Genomic DNA, 13,705 nt, shown 5'->3' with positions numbered 1-13,705 from the left:
TTTGTGGCCCGCGAAGGAACCTTTAGAAACTGTCTAAATAATCTTCGTCGTTCCGGCTGCGACTGCGTTGCGGCTTTCACTCACCCCAGTCACATAGTCAACTATGCTCCAGGGGATTCGTTCAACCGCGCCTTGTCTCGCGCTGAACGTCTCGATTATTTACTTATCTGGCAGTTTTTAAAGGTTTCTGCAATTTGCCCGGTGGCGCTACGCTTACCGGGCCTACTGTTACGTAGGCCGGATAAGCGCAGCGCCATCCGGCGTTGTTACTTACGCACTGCGCTGCAACAACATCGACTTAATATGGCCGATGGCGCGCGTCGGGTTCAGCCCCTTAGGACACACACTGACGCAGTTCATGATGCTATGGCAGCGGAATACGCTGAAAGCGTCACTTAGCCCTTCCAGACGATTCTCGGTTTCGGTATCGCGGCTGTCGATCAGGAAGCGATAGGCAGCCAGCAGACCCGCAGGGCCGATAAATTTATCCGGGTTCCACCAGAATGACGGGCATGACGTTGAACAGCATGCACAGAGAATACACTCGTACAACCCATCGAGTTTTTCACGCTGCTCAGGAGACTGTAAGTGCTCGCGAGCGGGTGGATTTTGCCCATTATTCAATAAGTAAGGCTTAATCTTCTCATATTGTGCATAGAATTGCCCCATGTCCACCACCAAATCACGTACGACCGGCAGGCCAGGCAGAGGACGGATCACAATTTTCTGGCCAGAACGCTGTAGCGCTGAAATTGGCGTAATACAGGCCAGACCGTTTTTGCCGTTCATGTTTACACCGTCAGAGCCACACACCCCTTCACGGCAGGAGCGGCGGAACGACAGCGTAGGATCTTTCTCTTTCAGCTGGATTAAGGCATCCAGCAGCATCATGTCACGACCTTCTTCCGCTTCGAGGGTGTAATCCTGCATACGCGGAGCATCGTCTACATCCGGGTTATAACGATAAACTGAGAATTCGAGTTTCATTATCCTGTCTCCGCATTAGTAAGTACGAATCTTCGGCGGGAACGCCGGACGCAGTTTCGGTTCCATGTTAACGCTACGACGCGTCATGGTTTCCGACTCTGGCAGATACAGGGAATGGCACAGCCAGTTTTCGTCATCACGATCCGGGAAGTCGAAGCGGCTATGGGCGCCACGGCTTTCGGTACGGAAGTTTGCCGACATCGCAGTGGCGAACGCGGTTTCCATCAGGTTATCCAGCTCCAGGCACTCAACGCGCTGGGTGTTGAACTCGCTGGAGGTATCATCCAGACGGGCATTCTTCAGACGCTCGCGGATCGCTTTCAGCTGCTCAAGCCCTTTGGCCATCGCGTCACCTTCGCGGAATACCGAGAAGTTGTGCTGCATACACTCCTGCAACGCCTTACGGATCTCCACCGGATCTTCGCCGCTACGGTTGCCGTTCCAGCGGTTGAGGCGCTCAAGAGAGGCATCTATTTCGTCGTCGGTCGCATCACGCAGCGCGCCCTGCTCGGCAATAGACTCCTGGAGATGCAGACCCACCGCACGACCAAATACCACCAGGTCCAGCAGGGAGTTGCCGCCCAGACGGTTTGCGCCGTGCACGGATACGCAGGCAATTTCGCCTACCGCGAACAGGCCAGGGATGACTACGTCTTCGCCCTGCTCGTTCACGGTCAGCGCCTGACCGGTCACTTTGGTCGGAATACCGCCCATCATGTAGTGACAGGTTGGGATAACCGGAATTGGCTCTTTCACCGGGTCGACGTGAGCGAAGGTGCGGGACAGTTCCAGAATGCCCGGCAGACGGGATTCCAGCACTTCTTTACCCAGATGGTCGAGTTTCAGCTTCGCGTGTGGACCCCAAGGGCCGTCACAGCCGCGGCCTTCACGGATTTCGATCATGATGGAACGCGCCACCACGTCACGGCCCGCAAGGTCTTTTGCGTTTGGCGCATAACGCTCCATGAAGCGCTCGCCATGTTTGTTCAGCAGGTAGCCACCTTCACCACGGCAGCCTTCTGTCACCAGTACGCCCGCACCGGCGATACCGGTTGGGTGGAACTGCCACATCTCCATGTCCTGCACCGGCACGCCAGCGCGGATCGCCATCCCAACGCCGTCACCGGTGTTGATATGGGCATTGGTAGTGGACTGATAGATACGGCCTGCGCCGCCGGTCGCCAGAACGGTTGCGCGGGCTTTGAAGTAGACCACCTCACCGGTTTCGATGCACAGGGCGGTACAACCCACCACGGCGCCATCGGCGTTTTTCACCAGATCCAGCGCATACCACTCGGAGAAAATTGTGGTGTGGTTTTTCAGGTTCTGCTGATACAGCGTGTGCAGCAGCGCGTGGCCGGTACGGTCAGCCGCCGCTGCGGTACGTGCCGCCTGCTCGCCGCCGAAGTTTTTCGACTGGCCGCCAAACGGACGCTGATAGATGGTGCCATTTTCCAGACGAGAGAACGGCAGACCCATGTGGTCCAGCTCCAGAATCGCTTCCGGGCCGGTTTTACACATATATTCGATGGCATCCTGGTCACCGATGTAATCGGAACCTTTTACCGTATCGTACATATGCCATTCCCAGTTATCTTCATGGGAATTACCCAGCGCAACGGTGATACCGCCCTGCGCAGACACAGTGTGGGAACGGGTCGGGAATACTTTAGAGAGCAGCGCACAGGTCTGGCCGCTCTGGGAAATTTGTAGTGCGGCGCGCATACCTGCGCCACCCGCACCAATCACAACAGCATCAAATTCTCTGACTGGCAGTTTCATTACACACCCCACACCACAACAAATCCATAAATGACGTAAACCAGCAGAGCAACAACAATAATCAGTTGCAGCGGAAGGCGAATCGCCAGCGGTTTAACGTAATCGGTCAACACCTGCCACATGCCGATCCAGGCATGAATAAGGATGGAGAACAGAGCCAGCAGGGTGAACACTTTGGTGAAGGCCGATCCGAAGAAACCACTCCAGATTTCCCACGTCAGCGTGCCGCTGGTCGCGAAGAAACCGATCATATAGATGATGTAAAGGGTGAGAACGATGGCGGTAGCACGGACCAGGATGAAGTCATGTACGCCGTTGCGTCCTAATGCGGAGGCGTTGCTTACCATACGAGAACTCCTGCGAGAAGTGAAAGCACGACAGTGATCACAAATGAAATGTTAGCGGTACGTTTACCGGCCTCGAACGTCTCTTCCAGGTAGCCAAAGTCCATCAGCATATGGCGAACGCCGCCAACCACGTGATAGGCCAGCGCGGTCAGAATGCCCCACATGATAAATTTCACGAAGAAGCTGTTCATGATGGCTGAGGCCTGGAGGAATCCTTCAGGGGATGAGAGGCTGGTTCCCAGTAACCACAGCAAGATACCGACCGCCACAAACGTAATCACACCAGAAACACGGTGCAGAATGGACGCTATTGCTGTTACAGGGAATCGGATCGTTTTCAGATCCAGATTGACAGGTCTTTGTTTTTTCACATTTCTTATCATGAATAACGCCCACATGCTGTTCTTATTGTTTCCTTCCTCCGGACTGCGATGCGGGTCAGACAGCGTTCCTTTTCTATAACTGCGCGTCATGCAAAACATTGCTTCCAAATGCTAAAACGACACGTTACAACGCTGGGTGGCTCGGGATTGCAGGGTGTTCCGGAGACCTGGCGGCAGTATAGGCCGTTCACAAAATCATTACAATTAACCTACATACAGTTTGTTGGGTTTTCTCTGGAACAGTGATCGGGGTCACGATAACAACATCTTTTTAATTTTTAATCATCTGATTTGACAAATGTTAAACAATATTGTTACAAACGTCATCAGAAAAGGCATATAATGCGCAAAAGTTATGAGGTCTCTCTTTCACCTGACAAATAGTTATGTAACAGTGTGATGGTATTGACCGAAGTTATCAGGACAGTTATTAGTGATATACAGGTTTGAATAATTCGGACTGCAAAAACGCTGATTTGCTGTTGTTTCACTGATATTTCATTCGTTTACCTGCAAGGCGCCATAGCTCTGTACCCTGGTTTCTCCTCGTGAGCTGAGCGGTAAGCCAAATAACAATCTGGTAACGATGATTAACAGCTGAAAGCAAATCCGGTAAAGCGCAGTCTTAAGCATAAGGCGCTAAGGAGACCGTAAATGGCTGATACAAAGGCAAAACTCACCCTAAATGGTGATGATGCTATTGAACTGGATGTGCTAAAAGGCACGCTCGGTCAGGATGTTATTGATATCCGTACGCTGGGTTCCAAAGGGGTATTCACCTTTGACCCTGGATTCACCTCCACCGCATCTTGCGAATCCAAAATCACCTACATTGACGGTGACGAAGGTATCCTGCTCCATCGCGGCTTCCCCATCGATCAGTTAGCCACCGAATCCAACTATCTGGAAGTGTGCTACATCCTGCTGAACGGCGAAAAACCGACGCAGGCCCAGTACGATGAATTTAAAACCACCGTGACCCGTCACACCATGATCCATGAGCAGATTACCCGTCTGTTCCATGCGTTCCGTCGTGACTCTCATCCGATGGCGGTCATGTGCGGTATTACCGGTGCGCTGGCGGCGTTCTACCACGATTCTCTGGACGTGAATAACCCACGTCACCGTGATATCGCGGCGTTCCGTCTGCTGTCTAAAATGCCTACCATGGCGGCGATGTGTTACAAATACTCTATCGGTCAGCCGTTTGTGTACCCACGCAACGACCTCTCCTACGCGGGTAACTTCCTGCGTATGATGTTCTCCACGCCGTGCGAAGAGTACGAAGTGAACCCGGTGCTGGAACGCGCGATGGACCGTATTCTGATCCTGCACGCTGACCACGAACAAAACGCCTCGACCTCTACCGTCCGTACCGCGGGCTCTTCCGGCGCGAACCCGTTCGCCTGTATCGCTGCGGGCATCGCCTCCCTGTGGGGACCGGCGCACGGCGGCGCGAACGAAGCGGCGCTGAAGATGCTGGAAGAGATCAGCTCCGTTGAGCACATTCCTGAGTTCGTGCGCCGCGCGAAAGACAAGAATGACTCCTTCCGTCTGATGGGCTTCGGTCACCGTGTTTACAAAAACTACGACCCGCGCGCGACCGTCATGCGTGAGACCTGCCACGAAGTGCTGAAAGAGCTGGGCACCAAAGATGATCTGCTGGAAGTGGCGATGGAGCTGGAACACATCGCGCTGAACGACCCGTACTTCATCGAGAAGAAACTCTACCCGAACGTCGATTTCTACTCTGGCATTATTCTGAAAGCGATGGGCATTCCGTCTTCCATGTTCACCGTAATCTTCGCCATGGCGCGTACCGTGGGCTGGATTGCGCACTGGAACGAAATGCACAGCGAAGGCATGAAAATCGCGCGTCCTCGTCAGCTGTATACCGGCTACGAGCAGCGTGATTTTAAGTCTGACATTAAGCGCTAAAAAACACGCCCGGCGGCGCTTCGCTTGCCGGGCCTACAAGTGCGAGATGTAGGCCGGGTAAGGCGTAGCCACCACCCGGCTTTTTTACATCTGGCACCCAGGACACCAGTAAAACGGCCTGGAAGAGATCGTCGCCTTCTCAATCACCCCGCCGCACCGCTCACACTTTTTACCTGCCCGATGAAACACCTTGAAGCGGAACAGCGCCCCGTGATGCTTGTTATCATCCACCACGCCGCGCGTGTTGTACGACAGGCGTGGGATATCCAGCAGCGCATGGGATAACGCATCAAGCTGTTCATCATTGAGCTGAGACGCCTTGTGCTGCGCCGCCAGCCCGACTTCCCAGAGGATCTCCACCCGCAGGTAGTTACCCAGCCCGGCCAGAAAGGCCTGGTCGAGGAACAGGCCGGAAAACTGCCGGTTACGGAATTTAGGTGATAACAACCGGGCCTTCACGTCGCTCTCCGTCAGGCGCAGATCCAGCACGTCCGGCCCGACCCGCTGTAAGAACGGATGCGTCAGCAGCTGCTCCGGCGTTAACATTTCGATATCAGAGGCGCTGTAAAGCAGGATCGCCTTATCCGCCGTTTGTAGCCGCACGCGCAGCACGCGGGTCGTTTGCGGCTGCTCGTCCGCCTCCACCACCCGCCAGACACCGTAAAGCTGATTATGGCTGTATAACGTCAGGTTATGGGAAAAGTGGGTGAGTAACGCCTTGCCGCGCGTTTCAATGTGGGTCACCGTCTGCCCCACCAGCTGCGATTCAAACGGCTTGAGTTGAGGAAAGGCAAACCAGACGTGTGTCAGAGGTTTGCCCTTTATCGCCGCCTCCAGGCTATCCGCCGCGCGGCGGATCTCCGGACCTTCTGGCATGTTATTGTCCTTTCATGATTATTCTGCGCTGACAACAATGCCCTCTTCCGAGAACGCCGCCCGCAGGCGTCGCGCAAACTGGAGCGCATGCTCGCCGTCACCGTGTAAGCACACCGTATCAGCCTGAACGTTTGCCGTTGTCCCCTCCGTTGAGGTTACTCGCCCGAAGCGCACCATCTCCAGCGTCTGCGCCAGTGCTTTACCTTCGTCGGTGATCAGCGCACCGGCCTGCGTACGCGGAACCAGGCTACCGTCCGGCAGGTATCCCCGATCGGCAAACACTTCCTGCCGCGTAGTCAGCCCCAGCCGTTCTCCGGCACGAATAAGCTCGCTGCCCGCCAGGCCTACCAGAATCAGTTGTGGATTACAGTCCCGCACCGCGCGGGCAATGGCATCCGCCAGCGCCGGATCTTTCGCCGCCTGGTTATAGAGCATGCCGTGCGGCTTGACGTGGCGCAACACGCCATTCTCAGCGCGCACTATCGCCTCCAGCGCGCCGATCTGGTAGAGCATTTGCGCGTAAACCGTCTCAGGCGGCAGATCCATCGCTGTGCGACCAAAGTTTTCCCGGTCGGGAAAGCTGGGGTGAGCGCCAATCGCCACGCCGTTTTTCATGGCATTGCGCACGCTCGCCAGCATGGTCTGCGCATCGCCGGCATGAAACCCGCAGGCGATATTCACCGAGGAGACCAGCGTCATCAGCGCCGCATCGGCGTTGCTGCCCTCCCCCAGATCGGCGTTTAAATCAATCTTTACCATCGAGCCTCCAGGCCAGCTGTTCGAGATAACGCTGCTGATCCTGCCGGGCTTTCAGCGCCTCCTCCAGCGAACACTGCATAAAATGAATGGGCTGACCTAGAGGAATTTGCGCCAGATGGTAGCGATCCGCTTCGATAATGCAGGCAATACGCGGATATCCCCCCGTGGTTTGCGCATCGTTCATCAGTACGATGGGCTGCCCGTTGCCCGGCACCTGAATCACCCCGGGCAACAGACCATGGGAAAGCAGCTCCCGGTCAGTCGTGCGGGTCAGCGGCTGGCCCTGAAGCCGGTAACCCATGCGGTTACTCTGCGGGCTGATCTTCCACGGCGAGCGCCAGAAAGACTCTTTCGCGGCTTCATCAAACTCATGGTATTCCGGTCCTGGTAAGGCGCGGATCACGTTCCCCCACAGCAGCTGTTTCACGCCCTGCGTGGTGGTGAAATGGCGCGTTGAGGTCTTTATCCGCAGACGATCGCCGTCACGCAGCAGCCGTCCTTCATGGCCGCCCATTCCCGCTTTCTGGTCGGTGCTGGATGAGCCCAACACCTCCGGCACGTCGATCCCCCCCGCCACCGCAAGATAGCTGCGCACGCCGTGCAGAGGACGCTTGAGCGTCAGACGCTGCCCGGCCTTCGCCCGCAATCGCCAGCCGGTCCACACCGCTTTGCCGTCCAGCGTCGCGTCACAGCCCGCGCCGGTTAAGGCAAACCAGGTTTCCTGACCAAACTCAATCACGCACTGACCCAGCGTAATTTCTAACGCCGCCGTGCTGCCTGCGTTACCTACCAGCAGGTTGGCAATCTCCAGCGAAGGGCGATCGAGCGCACCGCAGTAGCTCACGCCCGACTGACGCAGCCCAAAACGCCCGGCATCCTGTACCGAGGTGTAAAGCCCTGCGCGAATAAGCGTTAACATACCCCCTCCTTCTGCGGGATAAAGCGCAGGGTATCCCCCGGACGCAGGAGTATGGGCGCGTCCTGGCCTGGTTCAAATAACGGCGTGGACGTGTGCCCAATCAGCTGCCAGCCTCCCGGTGAGGCGAGCGGATAAATTCCCGTTTGCTCGCCACCAATCGCCACGCTGCCCGCCGGTACGCTCAGGCGCGGCTCAGCCCGGCGCGGCGTATGCAGCTGGGGCGATAACCCGCCCAGATAGGGGAAACCCGGCTGAAATCCCAAAAACCAGACAACATAGTCGACTGAGCTATGCAGCTCCACAACCTGCTTCTCCGTTAATCCACAGTGTTCGGCCACCACGACAAGGTCGGGACCTCCCTTGCCGCCATAGACAACCGGGATCTCAATCGTCCGCGATTCCGGCTCCAGCGCCTCGCTCTCCTCCCACCAGCGTTGCAGACGCTCAATGGCATCCAGCGCCCCCGTGTGCGGATCACGCAGCACCACGGTGATATTATTCATACCCGGAATAGCTTCAACCACGCCGGGTAGCTCGGGCAGTCGCTGAGCCAGACGCCAGATACGCTTTTGCGTAGCAAGCGTCACCGGAGGCTCAAGCTCCAGAACTACCGCGGTTTCACCCAGAAGATAACAACGCGCTCGCTGCACTTAACTACCTCTCATCAGGCCGGATTAGGGATATCAATAAACGTCACATCCAGACCGGTATTTTCCGTCAGCCACTCGCTGAGGGCGCGGATGCCGCCACGCTCGGTGGCGTGATGGCCCGCCGCGTAAAAATGCAGGCCTTGTTCACGGGCTGAGTGAATGGTCTGCTCGGAGACTTCGCCGGTAATGAAGGCGTCGACACCAAAACGCGCCGCGCTGTCAATAAAGCCCTGGCCGCCGCCGGTGCACCATGCCACGCGCTTCACGGTATCCGGCCCGGTGTCGCCGCACCACAGCGGACGACGCCCCAGGCGCGCTTCGATCCACGAAGCCAGCTCCAGACCCGGAACCGGCATCGACAGTTCGCCCCACGGCACCAGAGGTTCAATTTCGCCCATCACGGTAATCCCCAGCAGCTGCGCAAGCTGAACGTTATTTCCCAGTTCAGGATGCGCATCGAGCGGCAGGTGATAGCCGTACAGGTTGATGTCATTCGCCAGCAGCGTTTTGAGTCGGTTGCGCTTCATGCCGCGAATAATCGGTGATTCGTTTTTCCAGAAATAACCGTGGTGGACAATCACCGCATCGGCTTCCTGACGCACCGCCTCATCCAGCAGCGCCTGGCTTGCCGTTACGCCGGTGATGATTTTTTGCACCGCCTCGCGCCCCTCCACCTGCAAGCCATTCGGGCCGTAGTCGCTAAACGAAGCCGTGTTGAGTTTTTCGTTAATCAGGCGTTCCAGTTCACTGTTTTTCATCATCATTCTCTCAAACTTTTCGGGCGGCTTCGTACGCCGCCAGCGTGGCGACGCGCGCCTGTTTATGGTCGACAATGGGACGGGGATAGTTCAGGGTAACACGCTGTTTATCCGCCCATACCCAGGGTTCATGAATGGCTTTGGCCGGGACATCCTTAAGCTCCGGCAGCCAGCGACGGATAAACTCGCCGTCGGCGTCAAATCGTTGTCCCTGCGTGGTCGGATTGAAGATCCGAAAATAGGGAGCCGCATCCGTTCCGGTGGAGGCCGCCCACTGCCAGCCGCCGTTATTCGCCGCCAGATCGCCATCGATCAGCTGAGAGATAAAATAACGTTCTCCGGTTCGCCAGTCGATAAGCAGATCCTTCACCAGGAAGCTGGCGGTAATCATACGCAGACGGTTATGCATCCACCCGGTTTCATTGAGCTGCCGCATAGCCGCATCAACAATCGGGAAGCCGGTGAGCCCACGCTGCCATGCTTTAAGCAGCTTCTCATTCGACTGCCACTGTACCTGTTCGGTCCAACGAATAAAGGGCCGATGTTTACACAAATCAGGATGATACGTCATCAGATGGCGATAAAACTCACGCCAGATCAGTTCGTTCAGCCACACTGCGCCCGCCCCCCCGTCTAAGGCCTGAGGCTGTTCCGCCAGCAGGCGATGTAAACACTGGCGCGGAGAGAGCGCGCCCAGCGCTAAACAGGCCGACAAGCGGCTGGTGCCTTCAGTCGCTGGAAAATCCCGACGCGCCTCGTACTCAGCCGCCCCCTGCGTGCAGAACTGACGCAACCGGTCAATAGCTGCTTTCTCACTGGCGGGGAATACCGTTTCATCGAACGACTGCTGGGGATAATTCAGCCTGATCGCCGGCAGATCCGTTATCGTTTCCCCTCTCACGGTCGGGGCGGTAACGCACTCAGGTAGCCCCTCTTTCAGGCGTTTGATAAAGGCATTTTTAAACGGCGTGAAAACTTTATACATTTCGTGGCTACCGGTCATTACGCTGCCCGGCGCGAGCATCACGCTGTCATCAAAGCCTTCACAGACCACGCCCGCAAGGGTTTTCTCCAGCTTACGATCCCGCTGTTGCTCGTTGAATTCATACTGATAGTTGTAATAAAGATGCGTTACTGCGTGCTGCTGGCAGATTGCCTGCACCGTCTGGCGCTGCGCGGCAAAATCATGGGCCTCTTTATAGATCAGCGGAATGCCTTTTTCAGCCAGTGAATGTTGCAGGTCATTCAGATACGCGCTGAGTAGTGCCGCTTGCCGGGGCGCCATGTCATGTTGCCGCCACTGTTCAGGCGTGGCGATAAACAGGGCCAGCACATTCGCGTCTTTAGCGCGGCAGGCCGCCGCGAGAGCGAAGTTGTCGTGAATGCGTAAATCCGCGCGAAACCAAACCAGATGGGTGGGCATAAAACTCCAGGCAATTGTCCATTATGTCCGTAAGGGCATGCCGTAAAAGGAAAAAGGCATGCATTGAACTACTTTGCCATGAAGTGTAGACGGGATGAAATAAAAAAGGCCGCCCGAGGCGGCCTTAACGCTACTTGTCCTGCGCTATCAGGGTAAAGGCAATAAACACATCCGGTTTATCACTCTTTACAACGAGTGCGCTGGCGACAATGAACGCGATGCATAAATAGCGTTTCACTATGCGGTCCCTGCTGCTAACCGCTCCACCTATCACCACCGGTGATAAATCGGTGGACACAAGCCCGGGTAGGTGGGCTGCTTTACGGCTATGGATACACCTTTCCCAGGACCGATGCCCATTTGCGAGATGGCGGAAAGGGACGTGGCATCATAATTAGCACCAACACCAAAAGTAAGTTATTTCAGTAAAATTAGGAATTTATAAAGGTGAAGTGGATTGTGAACTTTTTAAAGAAGGGTATGATAAAAATCCCGGGTAGGGGCTGCAAGATTACCCAACGGACCGCGAATCCCGAGGGACAAAAAAACCGCCACATTGCTGTAGGCGGTTTTTTTATGGCTACGATGTCATACCGTATCAGTAGAAATCGCAGGTTGCTTTCTCGGCCTGATCCATCCACACCGGTTTCTCGCTGGTTTTCGCCCAGACGCGGTGCAGATAACTGTAGAAACGTGCGCGATCTTTCCAGAACAGCATCACCGGCAGGGCCAGCACGCCAGCCACTACGGCGAAAGTGCGACGCATGAAAATGATATGAACCGGAAACTCTTTATAAAGATCCATAATTTTCTCCCCTGTAGTTGGCCGGAAACCGTCTCCGGAAAATGTGAAATCTGTGACCTGGTTAAAATAATACCGCTTTGTTTGTAATTTTACTACTCATCCGACCACTTATTTTCATCCATTTCGTGAATATTTACATTCCCGCCTGTAATTAAGTTACAAAAAAGTTAACGATTTACTTACCAATAGTTAAATTGTGGTCTTTCCCTTTTTATACTTTTTTTACACCTGCCCTTCTGATTTTTGCGAAATCTTTGCGCCATAAATCCTACCGTTTGTACAACAACAAAAGTCACCCGGAGGTGGATTGTGAGTGCAGGTCTGATTGCCGGCATCGTGCTGGTGTTCCTGTTATTGGGTTATCTGATTTATGCCCTGATTAATGCGGAGGCATTCTGATGGCTGCTCAGGCGTTTTTGCTTATTGCCAGCTTTTTACTGGTGCTGTTTGTGCTCGCCAGGCCGCTGGGAACAGCGCTGGCGCGTCTGATAAACAACGTGCCATTGCCGGGCACGCGAAATATTGAAAACGTGCTCTGGCGCATTTCAGGTATCAGCGATCGGGAAATGAACTGGCGCCAGTACCTGATGGCGATACTGCTTCTGAATATCCTGGGGCTTATTGCCCTCTTTACGCTGCTGATGCTCCAGGGCAGTCTGCCGTTGAACCCGCAGCAGTTACCGGGTTTATCCTGGCATCTGGCGCTGAACACGGCGGTCAGCTTTGTCACCAACACCAACTGGCAGTCTTACGCTGGTGAAACCACGCTCAGCTACTTCAGCCAGATGGCCGGGTTAACCGTGCAAAACTTTCTTTCTGCGGCCAGCGGTATCGCGGTGATCTTCGCCCTGACGCGCGCGTTTGCCCGTCAGAATGTCAGCACCCTCGGCAACGCCTGGGTTGATGTCACGCGCATCACCCTTTGGATCCTGGTGCCTGTTGCGCTGATTATTGCCCTGTTCTTTATTCAGCAAGGCACTCTGCAAAACCTGCTGCCTTATACCCCTTACACCTCGCTTGAAGGGGCCAGGGAACTCCTTCCTATGGGGCCGGTGGCGTCGCAGGAAGCGATCAAGATGCTGGGCACCAACGGCGGCGGCTTCTTCAACGCCAACTCATCGCATCCGTTTGAAAACCCAACGGCATTAACCAATTTTGTACAGATGCTGGCGATCTTCCTGATCCCCGCCGCGCTCTGCTTCGCCTTTGGCGATGTGGTTAACGATCGCCGCCAGGGACGTACGCTGCTGTGGGCGATGTCGTTGATCTTCGTGGTCTGCGTAGCACTGGTGATGTGGGCCGAATGGAACGGCAACAGCCACTTCATGCAGCTGGGGGCTAACAGCAATATCAACCTGGAAGGCAAAGAGAGCCGCTTCGGCATTCTTGCCAGCAGCCTCTATGCGGTGGTCACCACGGCGGCCTCCTGCGGGGCAGTGAACGCCATGCACGACTCTTTTACCGCGCTCGGCGGCATGATCCCGATGTGGCTGATGCAGATTGGCGAGGTAGTTTTCGGTGGGGTCGGTTCGGGGCTGTACGGCATGCTGTTGTTCGTTCTGCTCGCCGTGTTTATCGCCGGGCTAATGATCGGTCGCACGCCGGAGTATCTCGGCAAAAAAATCGACGTCCGCGAAATGAAATTAACCGCGCTGGCAATTCTGGTCACCCCCACCCTTGTGCTGCTCGGTACCGCGCTGGCGCTGATGACCGACGCCGGGCGCAACGGCATCTTTAACCCGGGCATTCACGGCTTTAGCGAAGTGCTTTACGCCGTTTCGTCTGCCGCCAACAACAACGGCAGCGCCTTTGCAGGATTAAGCGCCAACTCGCCGTTCTGGAACTGTTTGCTGGCGTTCTGCATGTTCATCGGACGTTTCGGCGTGATTATTCCCGTCATGGCGATCGCTGGAACACTGGTGAATAAGAAGATCCAGCCGACCACCACCGGTACGTTACCGACTCACGGCGCGCTGTTCGTCGGCCTGCTGATTGGCACCGTTTTGCTGGTGGGTGCCCTGACCTTTATCCCCGCCCTCGCGTTAGGCCCGGTTGCGGAATATCTCTCTTTACGCTGA

General features: G+C 55.6%; 14 protein-coding genes. 3 read left to right on the top strand and 11 right to left on the bottom strand.

The window, feature by feature from the left end:
- Window positions 1-270 precede the first annotated feature (270 nt).
- Genes ACOTY5_RS02410 through sdhC form a run of 4 tightly spaced genes read right to left on the bottom strand, consistent with a single transcriptional unit; the run spans window position 271 to window position 3,514 of the window.
- Window positions 271-987, bottom strand: coding sequence for a succinate dehydrogenase iron-sulfur subunit (locus tag ACOTY5_RS02410; RefSeq protein WP_023303307.1), 717 nt, complete (start codon window positions 985-987; stop codon window positions 271-273).
- 15 nt (window positions 988-1,002) lie between these two features.
- Window positions 1,003-2,769, bottom strand: a complete 1,767-nt coding sequence (sdhA, locus tag ACOTY5_RS02405; protein WP_017384970.1) for a succinate dehydrogenase flavoprotein subunit — start codon at window positions 2,767-2,769, stop codon at window positions 1,003-1,005.
- A complete protein-coding gene (gene sdhD, locus ACOTY5_RS02400; protein WP_003858621.1) occupies window positions 2,769-3,116 on the bottom strand; it encodes a succinate dehydrogenase membrane anchor subunit in 348 nt (115 codons plus the stop codon). The genes sdhA and sdhD overlap by 1 nt, the downstream gene beginning before the upstream one ends.
- The gene (gene sdhC, locus ACOTY5_RS02395; RefSeq protein WP_026080740.1) at window positions 3,110-3,514 is read right to left on the bottom strand and encodes a succinate dehydrogenase cytochrome b556 subunit; all 405 of its coding nucleotides are present in this window, start codon (window positions 3,512-3,514) and stop codon (window positions 3,110-3,112) included. Before sdhC ends, sdhD begins: the two co-directional genes overlap by 7 nt.
- Window positions 3,515-4,153: 639 nt before the next feature.
- Here sdhC and ACOTY5_RS02390 point away from each other — a divergent pair.
- The gene (locus ACOTY5_RS02390) at window positions 4,154-5,437 is read left to right on the top strand and encodes a citrate synthase (RefSeq protein ID WP_006809584.1); all 1,284 of its coding nucleotides are present in this window, start codon (window positions 4,154-4,156) and stop codon (window positions 5,435-5,437) included.
- Window positions 5,438-5,521: 84 nt separating this feature from the next.
- Here ACOTY5_RS02390 and nei read toward each other — a convergent pair whose 3' ends face one another.
- The 7 genes from nei to ACOTY5_RS02355 all read right to left on the bottom strand — a co-directional run bounded on the left by nei (window position 5,522) and on the right by ACOTY5_RS02355 (window position 11,627).
- Window positions 5,522-6,313: an endonuclease VIII gene (gene nei, locus ACOTY5_RS02385; protein WP_045142388.1), complete on the bottom strand. Its 792-nt coding sequence runs from the start codon at window positions 6,311-6,313 to the stop codon at window positions 5,522-5,524.
- 18 nt (window positions 6,314-6,331) lie between these two features.
- A complete protein-coding gene (gene pxpA, locus ACOTY5_RS02380) occupies window positions 6,332-7,072 on the bottom strand; it encodes a 5-oxoprolinase subunit PxpA (RefSeq protein ID WP_023296130.1) in 741 nt (246 codons plus the stop codon).
- On the bottom strand, window positions 7,059-7,991 hold the full coding sequence (gene pxpC, locus ACOTY5_RS02375) for a 5-oxoprolinase subunit PxpC (protein ID WP_045142389.1): 933 nt from the start codon (window positions 7,989-7,991) through the stop codon (window positions 7,059-7,061). The genes pxpA and pxpC overlap by 14 nt, the downstream gene beginning before the upstream one ends.
- Window positions 7,985-8,641, bottom strand: a complete 657-nt coding sequence (gene pxpB / locus ACOTY5_RS02370) for a 5-oxoprolinase subunit PxpB (protein ID WP_045142390.1) — start codon at window positions 8,639-8,641, stop codon at window positions 7,985-7,987. Before pxpB ends, pxpC begins: the two co-directional genes overlap by 7 nt.
- Before the next feature lie 14 nt (window positions 8,642-8,655).
- Window positions 8,656-9,399 carry a type 2 GTP cyclohydrolase I gene (locus ACOTY5_RS02365; RefSeq protein WP_045142411.1) on the bottom strand — a complete coding sequence of 248 codons (744 nt, stop codon included), beginning with the start codon at window positions 9,397-9,399 and terminating at the stop codon, window positions 8,656-8,658.
- 10 nt (window positions 9,400-9,409) lie between these two features.
- Window positions 9,410-10,822, bottom strand: a complete 1,413-nt coding sequence (gene phrB, locus ACOTY5_RS02360; protein ID WP_045142391.1) for a deoxyribodipyrimidine photo-lyase — start codon at window positions 10,820-10,822, stop codon at window positions 9,410-9,412.
- 598 nt (window positions 10,823-11,420) lie between these two features.
- Window positions 11,421-11,627, bottom strand: coding sequence for a YbfA family protein (locus ACOTY5_RS02355; protein WP_045142392.1), 207 nt, complete (start codon window positions 11,625-11,627; stop codon window positions 11,421-11,423).
- A gap of 309 nt (window positions 11,628-11,936) precedes the next feature.
- On the opposite strand from ACOTY5_RS02355, the gene kdpF reads away from it, so the two are divergent.
- Together kdpF and kdpA are read left to right on the top strand one after the other, a co-directional pair.
- On the top strand, window positions 11,937-12,026 hold the full coding sequence (gene kdpF / locus ACOTY5_RS02350) for a K(+)-transporting ATPase subunit F (RefSeq protein WP_003858638.1): 90 nt from the start codon (window positions 11,937-11,939) through the stop codon (window positions 12,024-12,026).
- Complete coding sequence (gene kdpA / locus ACOTY5_RS02345) at window positions 12,026-13,705, top strand: potassium-transporting ATPase subunit KdpA (RefSeq protein ID WP_023296127.1); 1,680 nt, start codon at window positions 12,026-12,028, stop codon at window positions 13,703-13,705. The genes kdpF and kdpA overlap by 1 nt, the downstream gene beginning before the upstream one ends.

This window comes from Enterobacter cloacae complex sp. SHL018, assembly GCF_049237905.1.
Lineage (GTDB): Bacteria > Pseudomonadota > Gammaproteobacteria > Enterobacterales > Enterobacteriaceae > Enterobacter > Enterobacter hormaechei_C.
Note: the sequence above shows the minus strand (reverse complement) of the source record. Positions and strands in the feature narration are given on the sequence as shown.